General features: G+C 63.4%; 14 protein-coding genes and 1 tRNA gene. 8 read left to right on the top strand and 7 right to left on the bottom strand.

The annotated features are described in order from the left end of the window. Positions 1 to 22: 22 nt before the first annotated feature. Complete coding sequence (guaB, locus tag AC58NV_RS01615; protein ID WP_174147016.1) at positions 23 to 1,471, bottom strand: IMP dehydrogenase; 1,449 nt, start codon at positions 1,469 to 1,471, stop codon at positions 23 to 25. A gap of 186 nt (positions 1,472 to 1,657) precedes the next feature. Between guaB and AC58NV_RS01610 the strand changes: the two genes are divergently transcribed. From AC58NV_RS01610 to AC58NV_RS01595, 4 genes are all read left to right on the top strand, one after another. Continuing rightward, positions 1,658 to 2,824 carry a CaiB/BaiF CoA transferase family protein gene (locus AC58NV_RS01610; RefSeq protein ID WP_497225586.1) on the top strand — a complete coding sequence of 389 codons (1,167 nt, stop codon included), beginning with the start codon at positions 1,658 to 1,660 and terminating at the stop codon, positions 2,822 to 2,824. 146 nt (positions 2,825 to 2,970) lie between these two features. Next, entirely contained in the window at positions 2,971 to 5,019 is a 2,049-nt protein-coding gene (locus AC58NV_RS01605; protein ID WP_497225585.1) for an ASKHA domain-containing protein, read from the top strand. A 73-nt stretch (positions 5,020 to 5,092) separates the two neighbouring features. Further along, positions 5,093 to 5,166: transfer RNA gene (locus AC58NV_RS01600), tRNA-Gly, on the top strand. A gap of 144 nt (positions 5,167 to 5,310) precedes the next feature. Then, a complete protein-coding gene (locus AC58NV_RS01595; RefSeq protein WP_497225584.1) occupies positions 5,311 to 5,793 on the top strand; it encodes a hypothetical protein in 483 nt (160 codons plus the stop codon). Positions 5,794 to 5,838: 45 nt separating this feature from the next. Here the strand turns inward: AC58NV_RS01595 and pgi are convergent, their stop codons facing one another. Genes pgi through zwf form a run of 3 tightly spaced genes read right to left on the bottom strand, consistent with a single transcriptional unit; the run spans position 5,839 to position 9,607 of the window. Next, positions 5,839 to 7,446 (bottom strand): glucose-6-phosphate isomerase, encoded by a 1,608-nt coding sequence (gene pgi, locus AC58NV_RS01590; RefSeq protein ID WP_497225583.1) that lies wholly within the window; start codon positions 7,444 to 7,446, stop codon positions 5,839 to 5,841. Positions 7,447 to 7,463: 17 nt separating this feature from the next. Further along, a complete protein-coding gene (pgl, locus tag AC58NV_RS01585) occupies positions 7,464 to 8,135 on the bottom strand; it encodes a 6-phosphogluconolactonase (RefSeq protein WP_497225582.1) in 672 nt (223 codons plus the stop codon). Next, positions 8,132 to 9,607 (bottom strand): glucose-6-phosphate dehydrogenase, encoded by a 1,476-nt coding sequence (gene zwf, locus AC58NV_RS01580; protein ID WP_497225581.1) that lies wholly within the window; start codon positions 9,605 to 9,607, stop codon positions 8,132 to 8,134. The genes pgl and zwf overlap by 4 nt, the downstream gene beginning before the upstream one ends. A gap of 140 nt (positions 9,608 to 9,747) precedes the next feature. Between zwf and AC58NV_RS01575 the strand changes: the two genes are divergently transcribed. Further along, positions 9,748 to 10,701 carry a radical SAM protein gene (locus AC58NV_RS01575; RefSeq protein WP_497225580.1) on the top strand — a complete coding sequence of 318 codons (954 nt, stop codon included), beginning with the start codon at positions 9,748 to 9,750 and terminating at the stop codon, positions 10,699 to 10,701. 146 nt (positions 10,702 to 10,847) lie between these two features. Further along, complete coding sequence (locus AC58NV_RS01570; RefSeq protein ID WP_497225579.1) at positions 10,848 to 12,344, top strand: caspase family protein; 1,497 nt, start codon at positions 10,848 to 10,850, stop codon at positions 12,342 to 12,344. Between the two features lie 6 nt (positions 12,345 to 12,350). Here the strand turns inward: AC58NV_RS01570 and AC58NV_RS01565 are convergent, their stop codons facing one another. Then, a complete protein-coding gene (locus tag AC58NV_RS01565; protein ID WP_497225578.1) occupies positions 12,351 to 12,620 on the bottom strand; it encodes an usg protein in 270 nt (89 codons plus the stop codon). Between the two features lie 224 nt (positions 12,621 to 12,844). On the opposite strand from AC58NV_RS01565, the gene gyrA reads away from it, so the two are divergent. Further along, the gene (gene gyrA, locus AC58NV_RS01560; RefSeq protein WP_497226379.1) at positions 12,845 to 15,553 is read left to right on the top strand and encodes a DNA gyrase subunit A; all 2,709 of its coding nucleotides are present in this window, start codon (positions 12,845 to 12,847) and stop codon (positions 15,551 to 15,553) included. A 138-nt stretch (positions 15,554 to 15,691) separates the two neighbouring features. Beyond that, positions 15,692 to 16,042 (top strand): DUF6614 family protein, encoded by a 351-nt coding sequence (locus tag AC58NV_RS01555; RefSeq protein ID WP_497225577.1) that lies wholly within the window; start codon positions 15,692 to 15,694, stop codon positions 16,040 to 16,042. Positions 16,043 to 16,236: 194 nt separating this feature from the next. Here the strand turns inward: AC58NV_RS01555 and AC58NV_RS01550 are convergent, their stop codons facing one another. Together AC58NV_RS01550 and ctaA are read right to left on the bottom strand one after the other, a co-directional pair. After that, positions 16,237 to 17,706 carry a carboxypeptidase M32 gene (locus AC58NV_RS01550; protein ID WP_497225576.1) on the bottom strand — a complete coding sequence of 490 codons (1,470 nt, stop codon included), beginning with the start codon at positions 17,704 to 17,706 and terminating at the stop codon, positions 16,237 to 16,239. A gap of 3 nt (positions 17,707 to 17,709) precedes the next feature. Beyond that, the gene (gene ctaA / locus AC58NV_RS01545; protein ID WP_497225575.1) at positions 17,710 to 18,855 is read right to left on the bottom strand and encodes a heme A synthase; all 1,146 of its coding nucleotides are present in this window, start codon (positions 18,853 to 18,855) and stop codon (positions 17,710 to 17,712) included. Positions 18,856 to 18,898 lie beyond the last annotated feature (43 nt).

Raw genomic sequence — 18,898 nt, 5'->3', positions numbered from 1 at the left:
GTCACTTGCGGCCATCATGGTGTCAGCCCACCCGGTAATTCGGCGCTTCGCGGGTGATCTGCACGTCGTGGACGTGGCTTTCCTTCAGCCCCGCTCCGGTGATGCGGACAAAGTTGCAGTTCTTGCGCATCTCGTCGACGGTCGCGCAGCCGGTATAGCCCATCGCTGCGCGCAGGCCGCCCACCAGCTGGTGGATCACAGCGCTGGCACCGCCCTTGTACGGCACCTGGCCCTCGATCCCTTCCGGCACCAGCTTGTCGCTGGCCGCGTCCTTCTGGAAATAGCGGTCGGCAGAGCCGCGCGCCATCGCACCCATCGACCCCATGCCGCGGTAGGACTTGAAGGAACGGCCCTGATAAAGGATCACCTCGCCCGGGCTTTCGTCGGTGCCGGCAATCATCGAACCGACCATGGCGCAGGAGGCGCCGGCCGCAATCGCCTTGGCGAAGTCGCCGGAGAACTTGATGCCGCCGTCCGCAATCACCGGCACATCGCCAGCCGCTGCGGCGCAATCCATGATCGCGGTCAGCTGCGGCACGCCTACGCCCGCCACCATGCGGGTGGTACAGATGGAGCCCGGGCCGATACCAACCTTGACCGCATCGGCGCCCGCATCGATCAGCGCACGGGTGGCATCACCGGTGGCGACGTTGCCGGCAATCACCTGAATTTTGCTGTACTGCGCCTTGATCCGCTTCACCGCGTCGATCACGCCCGCGGAATGGCCATGCGCAGTGTCCACCACCACAACGTCCACGCCTGCGTCGATCAGCGCCTCGGACCGCTCATACCCGCTGTCGCCGACGGAGCTGGCGGCAGCAACCCGCAGGCGGCCCAGTTCATCCTTGCAAGCAGTGGGGTTCAAAACCGCCTGCTCAGTATCCTTGAGGGTCAGAAGACCTGTCAGCTTGCCGTCCTTATCGGAAACCAGCAGCTTCTCAATCCGGCGCGCCTTCATCAGCGACTTGGCTTCTTCCAAATCGGCGGGCTCCTGCAGCATCGCAAGGTTGTCCGAGGTCATCATCACCGACACCGGGGTGCTGGCGTCGGTGGCAAAGCGCATGTCGCGGTTGGTGACGATGCCAACCACGCGGCCAGATCCATCGACAACCGGGAACCCGGTGACACGGTAGCGCTCCTGCAGCGCCTGGGCGTCTGCCAGGGTCTGGTCCGCGGTCAGGGTGATGGGGTTGTAAACGATGCCGGAGACGAACCGCTTGACGCGGCGCACTTCGCGGGCCTGCTCTTCTGCATTCAGGTTCTTGTGAATGACGCCCATACCGCCAGCCTGCGCCATCGCAATTGCCATCCGTGACTCGGTCACGGTATCCATCGCCGAGCTCAGCAGCGGGATGTTGAGGGCGATCGACTGGGTCACCCGCGTGCGCGTATCCGCCGTGTTGGGCAGAACGCTCGACGCGCCTGGCACCAGAAGAACATCATCAAAGGTGAGAGCCTCACGAATCTGCATTGGTCGTCCTCATGCATAACCCCGTTTGGCGGTGACCCTATGGCACAGAAGCTTGCGGGTGGAAAGAGGTCGGCGCCAAGAATTCCTGCAGCGCAGCAATTCTTTGTCGGCAGGCTGATCTGGGTCAATGCGTAGGGCGCTGCCGCGGTTATCAGTAAAGCTGCAGAAATGATGCAGGATTTTGCCATGTCCACCCCCTTGAAAGACATCACCATTCTGGACCTGACCCATGTTCTGGCAGGCCCCTATTGCTCGATGATCCTGTCGGACCTCGGCGCCAGGGTGATCAAGGTGGAACGGCCCGGGACCGGCGACGACACCCGCGCCTTCCCGCCCTTCAAGAGCGGCAGCAGCGCCTATTTTGCGACCATCAACCACGGCAAGCAAAGCATTGCGCTGGATCTGAAGGCGCCGCAGGACCGTGAAATCTTCGAACGCCTTCTGGGCCAGGCAGACGTGCTCCTGGAAAACTACCGGCCCGGCGTGATGCAGCGGCTTGGCTACGGCTGGGAAGACCTGCACGCCCGGTTCCCGCGGCTGATCTATGGCGCGGTCTCGGGCTTTGGCCACACCGGTCCCGATGCCCTGAAGCCGGCCTATGACATGGTGGTGCAGGCGCGCGGCGGGGTGATGTCGATCACCGGAGAGAAGAACCGCGAGCCGGTGCGGGTCGGCGCCTCGATCGGCGATATCGTTGCCGGCATGTTTCTCGGCCACGGCATTCTCGCTGCGCTGCTGGATGTGCAGAAGACCGGCCAGGGCCGTTTCATCGACGTTGCCATGCTGGACAGCCAGCTGGCCCTGCTGGAGCACGCCATCGCCATCACCTCCGTCACCGGTGAGGCACCGCAGCCCTCCGGCGCGCGGCATCCGTCGATCACCCCGTTTGAGACCTTCCACGCCTCCGACGGGCTGTTCGTGATCGCGGCTGGCAATGACGCGCTGTTTGCCCGGCTCTGCGAGGCCCTGCAGCTGCCGCTGGCCGCGGACCCGCGCTTTGCCACCAACCCGGCGCGCTGCGAAAACGCGCGCCTCTTGAAGCGTTTGATCGAGGCGGTGACATTGGATCGGCCCAAAAACCACTGGATCGTCTTGCTCAGCGAGGCCGGTGTTCCAACCGGGCCGATTCAAACCGTGGATCAAGTATTGCAGGACCCGCAGATCCTGGCCCGCAACATGGTTGTCGATGTGCTGGGCGAGGACGGCCATCCTCAAAACCTGTCCGCAGGCAATCCCATCAAAATGAGCGGGCTGGCGGATCCGGAAACCCGTCGCCCTGCCCCGCGGCTCGATGGCGACCGGGCAGAGATTCTGGCGTGGCTTGAGGAAGTTGAGGCGCAGACCGGCGGCTGACCGCAGGCCCGCCAAAAAACAGCATCCCAAAGTCATCAAATCTCGGAAAATGGCGCCGGCAGACGGGAAAATGCCGCCCATTGCCTTTCGCTTGCCGCAAAAGCCCATATGCTCCGCCTAAATTGCGGAATGAGAAGGCCACAGGCATGACTGACGAACCCCTCGTTGTGTTTACCCCCTCCGGCAAGCGCGGGCGTTTCCCCGTGGGCACGCCGATCCTGACCGCCGCCCGGCAGCTTGGGGTCGATCTCGACTCGGTCTGCGGCGGCCGCGGGATCTGCTCAAAATGCCAGATCACACCCTCTTACGGCGAATTCCCCAAGCACGGCGTGACCGTGGCGGAGGGCGCGCTGAGTGAGTGGAACAAGGTCGAACAGCGCTACAAGGACAAGCGCGGCCTGATCGATGGCCGCCGCCTGGGCTGCCAGGCCACCGTGCAGGGCGACATCGTGATCGACGTGCCTCCGGAAAGCCAGGTCCACCGCCAGGTGGTGCGCAAACGCGCCGAGGCCCGCGACATCACCATGAACCCCTCCACCCGGCTGTATTATGTCGAGGTGGAAGAACCCGACATGCACAAGCCCACCGGCGATATGGAGCGGCTGATCGAAGCGCTGGACGCCCAGTGGAACCTGAAGGGCGTCAAGACCGATCTGCACATCCTGAACGTGCTGCAGCCCGCCCTGCGCAAAGGCGGCTGGAAGGTGACCGTCGCCGTGCATCTGGGCGACGAAAACCACCCGCCCAAGATCATGCACATCTGGCCCGGCTTTTATGAAGGCTCGATCTACGGCCTGGCAGTCGACCTTGGTTCCACCACCATCGCCGCGCATCTCTGCGATCTGCAAACCGGCGAGGTTGTCGCCTCCTCCGGCATCATGAACCCGCAGATCCGCTTTGGCGAAGACCTGATGAGCCGGGTCTCCTATTCGATGATGAACAAGGGCGGCGACCAGGAGATGACCCGCGCGGTGCGCGAGGGCATGAACGCGCTGTTCACCCAGATCGCGGCTGAGGCGGAGATCGACAAGGCGCTGATCGTCGATGCGGTTTTTGTCTGCAACCCGGTGATGCACCACCTGTTCCTTGGGATCGACCCGTTCGAACTGGGCCAGGCGCCGTTTGCGCTGGCGACTTCCAACGCGCTGGCGCTGCGGGCGAATGAGTTGGATCTGAACATCCACCCCGCTGCCCGCGTCTATCTGCTGCCCTGTATCGCCGGACACGTCGGTGCCGATGCTGCTGCGGTTGCGCTGTCGGAAGCTCCGGACAAGTCCGAAGACCTGGTGCTGGTCGTGGACGTCGGCACCAACGCGGAAATCCTGCTGGGCAACAAGGAAAAGGTCCTCGCCTGTTCCTCCCCCACCGGCCCCGCATTTGAGGGCGCGCAGATCTCCAGCGGCCAGCGTGCCGCCCCGGGCGCTATTGAGCGCGTGGAGATCAACCCGGAGACCAAGGAACCCCGCTTCCGGGTGATCGGCTCCGAAATCTGGTCTGACGAACAGGGCTTTGCCGAATCCATCGCAACCACCGGCATCACCGGCATCTGCGGCTCCGGCATCATCGAGGCGATTGCCGAGATGCGCCTGGCTGGCGTGCTGGACGCCTCCGGCCTCATCGGCTCCGCCGAGCAGACCGGCTCCGCTCGCTGCATCCAGGACGGCCGCACCAATGCCTACATGCTGTGGGACGGTTCCGCTGACGGCGGCCCGACCATCACTGTGACCAACCCGGATATCCGCGCCATCCAGATGGCCAAAGCCGCGCTCTACTCCGGCGCCCGCCTGCTGATGGACAAGTTCGGCGTCGACAAGGTCGACCGCGTGGTGCTGGCCGGCGCCTTCGGCGCGCATATCTCTGCCAAACACGCGATGGTGCTGGGCATGATCCCCGATTGCGTGCTGGATAAGGTCACATCGGCCGGCAACGCCGCGGGCACCGGCGCCCGCATTGCGCTCCTGAATACCGAAGCCCGCGGCGAAATCGAGGAAACCGTGCGCCGGATCGAGAAGATCGAAACCGCCGTGGAACCCCGCTTCCAGGAGCATTTCGTCAATGCCTCGGCGATCCCGAACTCGGCCGAGCCCTTCCCGATCCTGGAAACCGTGGTGACCCTGCCGCAGGTGAACTTCAACACCGGCGGCGGTGACGGCGAAGGCGCTGGCGGCGGCCGCCGCCGCCGCCGCCGGGGCTGATCCCGGACTGGCAAGAATTTCGCTGCGGCGCCCTTGACCTTACCGGCGCCGCGGCATAATCCTGCCTTCACGAGCGGGTATGGTGAAATGGTATCATGCGAGCTTCCCAAGCTTAAGGCGCGGGTTCGATTCCCGCTACCCGCTCCAGCCTTTCATATTTTTCAGACAGTTGCCGCGCAATGCGGTGGTCTTCCGGCCTGACCGCTGAGGCCGCGCGCCTCCCTGCTGTTTGTGGTAGACTGACCCGGCAGGCCCGCATTTTAAGGGCTGCCAGTTTGGGAGGGTACCAGTATGACACGCCACTATTTCGCCGCCGCACTTCTGTGCGCTTTCAGCGCCGGAACCGCAGCTGCAGGCACAACCTGGGAACAGGCCGGCACCGGAACCGGCATCGCAAGCAATACACCCACCGAAATTGCCGACGGCCACATGGTGATTCAGACCAGCAGCTCCTACGAGAATGTCGAAATGGAAGACGCGGAGCACCCGATGAACGGCGCCGCCGGGCCCTGCTTTGGCGCAGTCGAGGCTGCCCCGTCTGGTGTCACTGGCGGCGGCATCTGCGCCTTCACCGACAAGGCTGGCGAAAAAGTGGTGCTGCATTGGCATGCCGAAGGCATGGATGCCTCCGGCGCCCTGACCGGAAGCTGGAAGCTCAGCGGCGGAACAGGCCCCTGGTCCGGGGCGGAAGGCGGCGGCACCTTCTCGTCGCTGACGGATCCGGAAACCGGCAAGTTCGTCAACACCATCACCAGCAATGTGACGCTTCCCTGACAGGGGCCGCGGGGCGTTCGCGCCCCGCCGCTTCTGCAACCCGCGTCAGCTACCGGCCTCGCGCACGAAATCAAGCAAGGCGCGGGTTGACCCATCTTTGCCCTCCGCGCTTTTCTCACCAGCAACCAGCGGCGCCAGCGTGTTGGCCAGCTCCTTGCCCAGCTCCACGCCCCATTGGTCAAAGGAATTGATCCCAAGGATCACCCCTTCGACAAACACCCGGTGCTCGTAAAGGGCGATGATCTGGCCCAGCACATGCGGCGTCAGCTGCGGATAGATCAGCGTGGTGGAAGGCCGGTTGCCCGGAAACACCCGGTGCCGCGCTTGCCGCTCCAGCTCTGCCCCTTCATAGCCCTTGGCCCGCATCAGCGCGCAGGCTTCCTCCAGGCTGCGGCCGCGCATCAGCGCCTCGGACTGGGCCAGGCAGTTCGCCACCAGCAGCTTGTGGTGGTGCGCCAGCTCAGGCTCATGGCCCTTGGCCGCCACCAGAAACTCCGCCGGAATAACCGATGTGCCCTGATGCAGCAGCTGGTAAAACGCATGCTGGCCGTTGGTCCCGGGCTCGCCCCAGACCACCGGGCCGGTCGGATACGGCAAAGGCGATCCATCCATTGCCACCGACTTACCGTTTGATTCCATCTCCAGCTGCTGCAGATAGGCCGGCAGCCGCCGCAGCCGCTGGTCATAAGGCAGCACCGCGCGGGTCGGATAGCCGCAGACCTGATTGTGCCAAATGCCAGTCAGCGCCAGCATCACCGGCACGTTCTGCTGCCAGGGGGCGCTGCGGAAATGGTCATCCATCGACTTGCCGCCCGCCAGAAAGGCGCGGAAGTTCTCCGGCCCCACGGCCAGCATCACACTCAGCCCGATAGGCCCCCAGACCGAATAGCGCCCGCCGACCCAGTCCTCGAACCCGAACACATGTTTGCGCGGGATACCAAAAGCTGCAGTTTCCTCCTCAGAGGTGGACAGGGCCAGGAACTGCTGCGCAGGGTCACCTCCGCCCGCCTCGATCCAGCGCCGCGCGGTCGCCGCGTTGGTCATCGTCTCGATGGTGGTGAAAGTCTTAGAGGCAACAATCACCAAAGTTGTCTTGGGATCAAGCCGTTGCAGGATGTCGTGAATGTGGGCGCCATCCACGTTGGAGACAAAATGGCAACCCGGTCCGTCATGATAGGGCGCCAAAGCCAGGGTCGCCATCACCGGTCCCAGATCGGAGCCGCCAATGCCGATATTCACTACATCGGTAAAGGCGCCGCCCGGCCCCTGCATCTCACCGGAACGGGCCCGGCGCGCCAGGGCCTCCATCCGCTCAACCGTCTTGCGCAGCGGTGCGCGGATGTCCCCGCCATCAACCAGCAGCTCCGGCCCGTCCGGGTCCCGTAACGCGGTGTGCAGAACCGCCCGCTGCTCGGTTTCGTTGATCCGCCCGCCCTGGAACATCGCTTCGCGCTTGGCAGCAACATCCCGTTCTTCACACAAGGCCGTCAGAGCGCCCCGCACTTCGGGGGTGATCCGGGTCTTGGAATAATCAAACAGGAGATCCCCGAACCTGACGCTGAACCCCTCGGCGCGGTTCGGGTCCTTATCAAACAAATCAATGATATCCACACTGCACACATCGGAATGCAGCGTCTTCAAAACAGTGAGCATTTCTACCTTTCCTGAAATCAAGGCGCCCAATGGACAGATGCCTCGGACAGAACAGCCTGAATGGGTGCGCTTTCCGGCGGCAAGGACATCGCCTGCTCCAGCGCCTTGCGCTTGGCCTCGCCGAAGATCACCAGATGCTTAGCAATTGCCCCGTCCAGCACCCGCGCCGTCAGGCTGACCCGCACTTCAGGCTGGCTGTCAGGCCGCATAACCGCCAGCGGCGGCGCGTCACCTGCCAGCGCTGCCTCTATCCCGGAAGTACCGGGAAACAGCGAGGCCGTATGCATGTCCTCGCCCATGCCCAGCAGCAGAACCGACAGCGGCAATTCCGGCACCACCCGGCTTTCGAGCTCTGCCAGCACCTCCTCCGGCTCGCGCTCCGGCACATGGAACGGCAGGAACTGCGCCTTCGCCGCCCGGTTCTGCAGCAACCGCTGGCGGATCATCGCCGCGTTGGAGCGGGCATGCTCCTGCGGAACCCAACGCTCATCCGTTGCCATCACATGCACCCGGTCCCATTCGATGTCCGCGGCGCAGAGATCGTCGAAAATCAGCCCCGGCGTGGTGCCGCCCGCAACCGCGAACGACGCTGTGTCATGATGCAGAAGATGGGTTTTCAGATCCCCGGCAATCTCATTCGCGACTTCGATCGCCAGCATGTCCTGATCAGGGTATTCGTTGAATTTCATGGGTTTATCCCCCTCCATTCCCGCCCGTCGCGGCGCATCAGCAAATCGGCATCCTCCGGGCCGGTGGTACCGCTAACGTAGGGTTTAGGCACATCGCCTCTGGATTTCCAGCCCTCAATTACCGGATCGGTCCAGGCCCAGGCTGCCTCAACCTCGTCCCCCCTCATAAACAACGTCTGGTTGCCGCGCACAACATCCATGATCAGCCGTTCATAAGCATCCGGCGGATCACCGCCCTCCGGCCCCAGCGCCTCGGCAAAGCTCATGTCCAGCGGCACGTCGATCAGCCGCATGCCGCCCTGCCCCGGCTCCTTGATGGTCACGCTGAGGGTTATGCCCTCATTCGGCTGCAGGCGGATCTTCAGGTGGTTGGCATGGCGCCCGGCCTCCGCACCGAAGATCGAATGCGGCGCGTCCTTGAACATCACGTTGATGATCGAGGACCGGTTCACCAGCCGCTTGCCGGTGCGCAGGTAGAACGGCGTGCCGGCCCACCGCCAGTTGCTGATATGCGCCTTCAGCGCCACATAGCTCTCCGTCGTGCTGCGCGGGTTGCCGACCAGCCCGCGGTAGGACGGATGCGCTGCCTCCGGGTCCAGATTGGCCTGGTACTGGCCGCGCACGATGTGATGCGGCTCCACCGGGTCCAGCGCCCGGATCACCTTCAGTTTTTCGTCACGCACCGCATCCGGGTCGAACTTGGCAGGCGGCTCCATCGCAATCAGGCACAGAAGCTGCATCAGGTGGTTCTGCATCATGTCGCGCATTGCACCGGCGCGCTCATAATATTCCTCGCGCCCCTCGACGCCGACGGTCTCCGCCACGGTGATCTGGATGTGGTCGACATATTGGCTGTTCCACAACGGCTCAAACAGCATATTGCCGAAGCGGACCGCCATCAGGTTCTGCACCGTCTCCTTGCCCAGATAGTGGTCGATCCGGTAGATCTGGCCTTCCTCGAAATGGCCCGCCAGGGTCCGGTTCAGCTCCCGCGCGGACGCCAAGTCGCGGCCGAAGGGTTTTTCCACCACGATCCGGGCATCCGCATTGGCCAGCCCGTGCCTGTGCAGCCGCTCGGCCAACGGGCCGAACAGGCCGGGTCCGACCGAGAAATAGAACATGCGGATCGGTACTGCCTCCGCCGGGCGCAGCTGCCGGCTCAGCTCCTGCCAGCCCTCCTCGCCCAAGGCATCCAGCGCAACGTAGCTCACCCGCTCCAGAAACGCCTCCAGCGCGCCGCCGCCGCAGGCCTTGGGGCCTGCATGCGCGCGCAGGGCCTCTGCTACCACCGTCCGGTATTCCTGGCTTGTCAGGCTGGTGCGCGCAGCGCCGATGATCCGCTCAACCCCGGTCAGCTGACCGGCGCAATGCCGGCGGAACAGCGCAGGTAGAATCTTGCGCTGCGCCAGATCGCCAGTGCCGCCGAAAATCACCAGGTCAAACGGGTCGACCGGTATCACACGCGAAACCATTCTTGTTCTTCCTGTCTTCGCCGGTGCAGGCGCGGCACACTGCCGCTCACATCCCTGTCATGTGCCCGCCCGGCTGCTTTCATTTCCTGCCCAGTATAAGGTAGCTTCCGGCGAAAGGCACTGCCCCAAAGGACATCCGCATGAAAGACCTGCAAAAATCTGCCGCGAACATAGGCAAGTTCCAAGACGCCTTTGTGACGGCAGACGGTCAGCCGCGCGCCTCGGTTCCGCTCAGCCGTCCGGAAACCCTTTGGTTCAATACCGGCACCCTGTGCAATATCGAATGCAGCAACTGCTACATTCTGAGTTCCCCAACCAACGACGCGCTGGTCTATCTGACCACAGCCGAAGTGAAGAGTTACCTGGACCAGATCGCAGATCGAAACTGGCCGGTGCGGGAGATCGGCTTCACCGGCGGTGAGCCCTTCATGAACCCGGACATGATCCCAATGGCCCGCGCCGCGCTGGAGCGCGGGTTCGAGGTGCTGATCCTCACCAACGCCATGCGCCCGATGATGCGCAAGACGGTCAAGGCTGGTTTGCTGGCCCTTCAGGAGGAGTTCGGGGACAAGCTGACACTGCGGATCTCAGTCGACCACCACAGCGAGGCGCTGCACGACAAGGAGCGCGGCGCGGGCAGTTTTGCGAAAACCGTCGAAGGCATGGAGTGGCTGCGCGATAACGGTTTCCGCATGGCCGTCGCAGGCCGCACCGTCTGGGGGGAGAGCGAAGCTGAGGCCCGGGCCGGCTATGCCGAGCTGTTTGCCGGACACGGCTTTGCCATCGACGCGCAGAACCCGGGCCAGACCGTGCTGTTCCCGGAAATGGACGAAAGTGCGGAAGTGCCTGAAATCACAACCGCTTGCTGGGGCATCCTGAACAAGTCCCCGGACAGCGTGATGTGCGCGTCCTCCCGCATGGTGGTAAAGCGCAAAGGCGCAGACACGCCCGCCGTGCTGGCCTGCACCCTGCTGCCCTATGCGCCGGAGTTCGAAATGGGCGCAACCCTGGCCGAAGCCGAGCGCCCGGTGCAGCTGAACCACCCCCATTGCGCCAAATTCTGCGTTCTGGGCGGCGCCAGCTGTTCGGCCTAAGCGCTAACCCGGAAGCACAGCGGCTTTGACCTGATCCCGGCTGGATGGCACCATGGAACATATTCCCTGTCCGGTGTTGTCCAATGCGTTTCCTGTTTGCTTTGTTTTTGTGCCTTCTTCCCCTCTCCACCGCCGCGCAGAACCGGATGGCGCTGGTCATCGGCAACAACAGCTATTCCGACGTCCCGGTGCTGGCCAAGGCACGCGCCGACGCGCAATCCATCGGCACCAAGCTGAATGAGCTGGGCTTCACCGTCACCACAGCGCTGGATCAGGACCGCCGCGGCCTGAACCGGAAGATCTCCGAATTCACCGCCCGGCTGGAACCGGGTGACGCGGCTTTTGTTTTCTTTGCCGGGCACGGGGTGGAGATTGACGGCGAGAACTACCTGCTGCCGACGGATATTGCCGTCCCCAGCGCCGGTGGCAGCGACTTTGTGAAATCCGAGTCCATTGCGCTGTCGGATCTTCTGGACCGTGTCCGTAAGACCGGCGCCCGTTCCGCCGTGGTGATCATCGATGCTTGCCGCAACAACCCGTTCAAGCTGGTCGAGGGCCGCAGCATCGGCACCACCCGCGGACTGGGCCGGATTGCGGCACCGCACGGCACCTTCGTGATTTTCTCTGCCGGGGCGGGCCAGCTGGCGCTGGACCGGCTGAACGAAGAAGACACGGCTGAAAACTCCGTCTTTACCCGCGCCCTGCTGCCGCTGCTGTCCGAACCGGGGCTGGAGCTGCGCACGCTGGTTGCCGGGTTGCGGCGTGAGGTGCGCGATCTCGCGCTCACCGTTCAGCACAGCCAGGTTCCAGCGTACTACGATGAAATGCTGGGGGAGTTCTATTTCACGCAAGCCGCCGCGCCATCGGAACCTGCACAAGCGCTTGCCGGCACAATGCAAACGGACTTCGAACTCGCCCGCTCTATCGGCACTCCTCAAGCTCTCGACAGCTTTCTGGAGCGCTACTCCGGCCGGCAGGATGAATACACCTACACGGTGGCGCTGCAACTGAGGCAGGGCCTCGTAACGGAGCAGTCCCTGCCGCAGGCGCCTGTTCAACAGACGCCAGGCCCCTCTGAGGTTCCGGTCATACCGGACTCAAGAGAGGTGATGCGTGAGACACAGGCGGCGCTGAACGATATCGGCTGCCAGGTTGGCCGCCCGGACGGGATTGCCGGGCCAAGAACCCGCAGCGCCTTTGCGGCTTACCTTGCGGCTGCCGACACAAACCTTGGCGCCGACGATCTGGGCACAACCCACGCGCTGGAGGAACTGCGCCGGAAGTCCGGGAAAATCTGCAAGACTGCGTCCAAACCCGCCGCCGCCCCAGCTCCGGCGACCTCAGCAGTAGCGGCACCTTTTTCACTAGCGGGGGCCTGGAAGTACAAGGCAACCTGTGCCCTGGTGATCAAGGTCACGGGGAATGTCCATTACACCCATGCAGGCGGCAGCAAGTACCACGGGCGGCTCAGCGATTCACTCGGCCAGAACGCCAATTCGGAGGTCTATCTGAACGGCCAGCAGATCAGCGGCACGGATTACTTCCCCGGCATCACGGTCACCTGGCGCGGCCGCCTGGCTGCGGACGGCCGAAGCTTCACCGCCAGCGGCTCCACCGGCTGCGCGGTCTATGCCTGGCGCTGACCCGTCTTAGTGGATCTGGAACTCTCCGACCACATTGCGCCACTCGCCCGGGCCGATCATCTTGCGGTGATTGAACCGCACCGAATGCAGCGGCCCCTCGATCTCGCGCTGCCAGAATTCGATGAACTCAAACAGCCGCGGGTGGTCCGGCGCCAGGTCGTACTGCTGCCAGACAAACGTGTTCAAAACATGGATATGATCCGGCATGTGATAGGTGAATTCTGCCGTGGTCAGCCCGTATCCCCTGAGCATCAGCTCGGTTTCGCTGGTCTCCATCTCTAGCCTCCAATTCTTACCCCCTCCTTTTGATGCTAGGGTGCAATTGGTTAATTTCCTCAAAAACAGTGCGTTACCGATGCGTGAACGGCTGGTTTCCGGCTTTCGGGGGCTGTGTGCTTGCGCCCCATATACGGTCTCTGATAGGGTGCGAACACAATATATAGACCCAGAAGAAAGAGCGGGCAGCCAACGTGAGCGATACGCCGGAAACTCCTGAAAACATGGACGAAAACCTGCCGGAACGCCCGGCTTATGACGGGCCGACCGTTTCCATCGAAACCGAGATGCGCAACTCGTATCTCGACTATGCGATGTCGGTCATCGTCAGCCGTGCAATTCCGGACCTGCGGGACGGTCTGAAACCGGTTCACCGCCGCATTCTCTATGCGATGCACGAATCCGGCAACACCCATGACAAGGCCTACCGCAAGTCGGCGCGTCCCGTGGGCGACGTGATGGGTAAATACCACCCGCACGGCGACAGCGCGATCTATGACGCGCTGGTGCGGATGGCGCAGGACTTCTCGATGTCGCTACCGCTTCTGGACGGTCAGGGCAACTTCGGGTCGATGGACGGCGATAACCCGGCGGCCATGCGTTACACCGAGGTCCGCATGGACAAGCCCGCCGCGGCGATCCTGGCGGATATCGAGAAAGAGACCGTCGATTTCCAGGACAACTACGACGGCAAGGACCGCGAGCCGACCGTGCTGCCGGCCCGCTTCCCGAACATGCTGGTCAACGGCGCCGGCGGCATCGCGGTCGGCATGGCCACCAACATCCCGCCGCACAACCTCGGCGAAGTGGTCGATGCCACCTTGGCACTGATCGAAGACCCGGATCTGACCAGCGAACAGCTGATCGAATACATCCCCGGCCCCGACTTCCCGACCGGCGGCGTCATGCTGGGCCGCTCCGGCGCCCGCAAGGCTTATCTTGAGGGCCGCGGCAGCGTGATCATCCGCTCCAAAACCCGCGTCGAGGAGATCCGCAAGGACCGCTATGCCATTGTCGTGGATGAGATTCCCTATCAGGTGAACAAGGCCGCGATGATCGAGAAGATCGCCGAGCAGGTCCGCGAGAAGCGGATCGAGGGCGTGGCACACGTGCAGGATGAATCCGACCGCAACGGCGTCCGGGTGGTGGTTGAGCTGAAACGCGACGCCACGCCCGAGGTGGTGCTGAACCAGCTGTTCCGTTTCACCCCGATGCAGACTTCCTTCGGCTGCAACATGCTGGCGCTGAACGGCGGCCGGCCGGAGCAGCTGACACTGCGCCGGTTCCTGACCTCCTTCATCGACTTCCGCGAGGATGTTGTCGCCCGCCGCACCGCATACGAGCTGCGCAAGGCCCGCGAACGCAGCCATATCCTGTGCGGCCTAGCCGTTGCCGTCTCCAACGTCGATGAAATCGTCGCAACCATCCGTTCCTCCGCTGACGCGGCTGAGGCGCGCGAGAAGCTGATGACCCGGCGCTGGCCTGCCGCTGACATCGCGGACTATATCCGCCTGATCGACGACCCGACCCACACCATGAACGACGACGGGACCTATAACCTGTCGGAGACCCAGGCCCGTGCCATTCTGGAACTGCGCCTGCAGCGCCTGACCCAGATCGGCGTGAAAGAGGTCACCGACGAGCTGGAAGAACTGGCCCGCAAGATCAAGGAATACCTTGAGATTCTGTCCTCGCGCGAGCGCATCATGGGCATCATCGGCGACGAGCTGCGCGAAGTGCGCAACAACTTCGCCGTGCCGCGCCGCACTGAGATCGTCGACTGGTCCGGCGACATGGAGGACGAGGACCTGATCGAGCGCGAGGACATGGTCGTGACCGTGACCTCCGGCGGCTACATCAAGCGCACCCCGCTGGCCGACTTCCGCGCCCAGAAACGCGGCGGCAAGGGCGTTTCGGGCATGCAGACCAAGGAAGAGGACGTGATCACCACCCTCTTCGTGGCCAATACCCACACCCAGCTGTTGTTCTTCACCACCGATGGCATGGTCTACAAGCTGAAGACCTGGCGCCTGCCGCAGGGCGGCCGCACCTCCAAGGGCAAGGCGATCGTCAACATCCTGCCGATCCCGACCGGGGTTTCCATCGCTGCCATCATGCCGGTCGATGTGCCGGATGAGGAATGGGAAAACCTGCAGGTTGTCTTCGCGACCTCTGGCGGCGACGTGCGCCGCAACCGTCTGTCGGATTTCACCAATGTCCGCCGCAACGGCAAGATCGCGATGAAACTGCCGGAAGACGGCTCCGTCAAGCTGGTGAACGTGCGCATCTGCTCGGAAGATGACGACGTGATGCTGTTCACCAATTCGGGCCGCGCCATCCGCTTCCGCTCCACCGATGTGCGCGTGTTCAACTCGCGCGAGTCCACCGGTGTCCGCGGCATCAAGCTGACCGGCGAGGACGATGTTGTCTCGATGTCGGTGATCCGCCACTCCAAATACACACCGGAGCAGCGCACCGCCTACCTCAAGATGCGCCGGGCCATGGCCGGTCTGACCGACGATGCCGAGGCTTCGGATGAGGACGCACCGGAGGATCCGAACTTCTCGACCGAGCTCTATGCAGAGATGTCGGCAGCCGAGAACCTGATCCTGACCATCACCACCGGCGGCTCCGGCAAACTGTCGTCCTCGCACGACTACCCGGTGCGCGGCCGCGGCGGCATGGGCGTCACTGCGATGGACAAGGCGATGCGCGGCGGCGAGATAGTCGCTTCCTTCCCGGTCGAGCTGGACGACCAGATCATGCTGGCCACCTCCAAGGGCCAGTCGATCCGGGTTCCGGTCGATGGCATCTCCTTCCGCTCGCGCTCTGCCGGCGGGGTTCGGGTGTTCAACACCGGCAAGGGTGAAGAAGTCGTCTCTGTCGCCTGGATTGCTGAGAACGGCGAGGAAGAGGACGGCGGCGAGGAATAAGCCCCCTCACGCCCCATCCCATTGAAAACATTGAACGCCGTCCCGTTGCCGGGGCGGCGTTCGCAGTGTTAACGGCCCCCTAACGGATCTTAGGTATTGTTACGGCAAGTTCTGATTTCTCATGAAGGGAAGACCCCAATGAACTTGTACCACTGCTCCATCGACCTGCATCACGAGGCCAAGGCGCTGAGCTTTGCCAGCGCGGTTGATCAATGGATGGGCTATCTGCACGAACGCGGCGTAATCCAAAGCTGGCGCCTGCTGCGCCGCAAGCTGGACATGGCCAGCGACAATAGCCGCGACTTCCTCTTGGAAATCGAATTCAAGGACATGGCCCAGCTGGATCAGGCCTTCCGGGTTCTGGGCGAGCACGACGAGGAGGTCGAGAAACTCTATTCCCACGTCAGGGCTTTGATCGCCACCGCGGACATCGGCCTTTACCGGCCCTTCCCGGATCCGGAACGGGCGGAGCGGATGGCGCTGATCTGACGGGCAGATACCTCAGACCAGGGTGGTTCCCAGCACGTAACTGGCAAAAATCAGGTAGGCGACGGCTGTATGCATTAGATTACTCTCTTACTCACACCCCCAAGGATTAAGAGAATACTGTTAAAATGCGGCATTTTCGGGGCAGCGGGATTTCCGCTGCCGCCGGAGGGCCTTAGCCGTAGTTCAATCCCGTCTCAGAGATCGTAGAGCAAACTGAACTTCTCTTCGAGATAGGCCAGCAGCGGCGCGTGTCCCGGCTCCATGCCGGAGGCGTGCCTGATGGTTTCGCGCGGGCTGCGCAGGCCGCCGTGCTGCTGCAGGTTTTCCTTCAGCCACGCGGTGGCGCCGTCGGTGCTGCCCTCAGCCAGCTCTGCATCCAGCCCCGGCACATCCCGGCGCAGCGCCTGATACAGGCAGCCGGCATAGACATTGCCCAGCGTGTAGGTCGGAAAATAGCCGAACAGGCCCACCGACCAATGCACATCCTGCAAACAGCCGTTCGACGGTTTGTCGACGGCATAACCGAAATCCGCTTCGAACCGGTCGTTCCAGGCCGCTTCCAGATCCTTCACCGCCAGATCGCCGCTCATCAGCGCGCGCTCCAGGCCGAACCGCATCATGATATGGAGGTTGTATTGCAGCTCATCCGCTTCTGTCCGGATATAGCCCTTATGCACCGTGTTCACGGAAGCATAGAAAGCGTCCGCATCCGCAAGGCCGAAATCGCCGAAGGCGTCTTTCATCTCCTCAAACAGCCAGCCGGTAAAGGCGCGGCTGCGGCCGATCTGGTTCTCATAGATCCGGCTCTGGCTTTCGTGCACCCCCATCGACACGCCGCTGCCCAGCGGCGTCAGCAGGTAGTCTCGGCTGATGCTCTGCTCATAGGCGGCGTGGCCAACCTCGTGGATGGTGGAATAGAAGCAGTTGAACGGATCACTCTCGCTGGTCCGCGTGGTGATCCGCACGTCCAGCCCACCGCCGGAACAGAATGGATGCACCGCTTTGTCGACCCGGCCATGGGACATGTCATAGCCGAATTGCTTGGCGAGCTTGCGGGTCAGCCTCATCTGTGCGGCTTCGTCAAAAGTGCCGGTCAGCCCCTTCGGCGCGGGTTTTTCCAGCACCTTGGCGCGCAGCTCCACCAGTCCGGGGCGCATGGCGTCGAAGATTTCGGCGATCGCAGCCCCGGTCATGCCGTACTCATAGTCTTCGACCATGGCGTCATAAACGTCACCGCCCGCCGCCAGCGCCAGCCCTTCCTCGCGCTTCAGCGCGACAACTTCCTCCAGAACCGGAACAAAGGCCGCCACATCCTCATCCGCCCGCGCCGCGGCCCATTGGCCCTGCGCCACGGAGGTGACCTGCGCGATCTTCTTGGCCAGATCTGCGGGCACCTTGACAGTGCGCTCATAGCTGCGGCGGATCTCCCGCAGCTGCGCCTCGCCGGCCTCATTCGGGGCCACCGCCTGCTCCAGCCACTCCGCCACCCGCGGGTCGCTGCGGCGGGCGTGCAGCACCGCCTCCATCGCGGCCATTTCCTCGCCCCGCTGCGGCGCCGCCCCGCGCGGCATCATGGTTTCCTGATCCCAGCCCAGACGGCCCGCAATCTGCCCCAGCGCCTGGGTTTCGCGCTGGAAGGCCATCAGTTCGTCAAATGCGTTCATGGGTCAGTGATCCTTGATCGAGGTTGCAATGGGATAGGCCGACAGGAAGCGCGCGCGCAGGATCAGCACCCAGACGCCGATTGCCACCAGCTGGTGGGTGATCGCCGCGTGCAGCGGCGCGGCGTAAACCACGGTCACGATCCCCAGCAGCACCTGCACGGAGAGCGCCGCAAAAACAGCATTAAAGGCAAAGCGGGTGCGCGCATGGGCAGAACCGCGGCCGCGCAGCCAGGCCACCACGGCGAAGGCAAACAGCAGGTAGCCCGCCACCCGGTGGATGAACTGCACCAAGCCGGGGTTTTCAAAGAAGTTCTTCCAGACCGGCTCGATCATGAAGGGGTTCGGCGGGATCACCTGCCCGCCCATCAGCGGCCAGTCGGTATAAGAACGGCCCGCGTCGATGCCCGCCACCAGCGCCCCCAGCAGGATTTGCAGGAAGGCGAAATGCATCAGGCCGGTGGACAGGCTGAACAACTTCGCCTCCTTGGCCCGGCGGGCCTGCATCAGCTCGCGTTCCTCGCGGCCCAGCATCAGAACGTACCAGGCAATGAAGCCGAGGATCACAAAGGCCAGCCCCAAATGCACCGCCAGCCGGTAGGAGGCAACGGCGGTCATGCCCTCGCCCTGGGTCACGCCAGAGGCCACCATCCACCAGCCGATGGCGCCTTGCACACCACCGAGGAGACCGGGCAGCAGAAGACGGCCGGTCCAGCCCGCTGGAATCTTGCGCGCGATCAGGAAGCCCAGGAAGCCGAGCGCCCAGACCACGCCGATGAAACGGCCCAGCTGGCGGTGGCCCCATTCCCACCAGTAGATTTCTTTGAAATCAGACAGTTCCATCCATTGGTTCTGGATGCGCCACTGGTCAATTTTCTTGTACTTGTCGAACTCGGCCTGCCATTCGGCCTCGGACATCGGCGGGATGGCCCCGGTCACGGGTCGCCATTCGGTGATCGACAGGCCGCTGTCGGTCAGGCGCGTCAGCCCGCCCACCACGATCATCGCAACCACCAGCGCAAACAGCACCATCAGCCAGGCGCGGATCGCCTTGCGGGCACCGCCCCGGCCGCGGTCGATCAGCCCAGGCTGCACCGCAGGGGCGTCTTTCTTCTCGCCCTCAACCTCTTCGAAAATACTGCGCTTGCTCATGCTTGCCTCTTTGTCTGTGGTGCCAAGCTAGGGGCGGGTAATC

It is taken from the genome of Leisingera sp. ANG49, from assembly GCF_059694505.1.
Note: the sequence above shows the minus strand (reverse complement) of the source record. Positions and strands in the feature narration are given on the sequence as shown.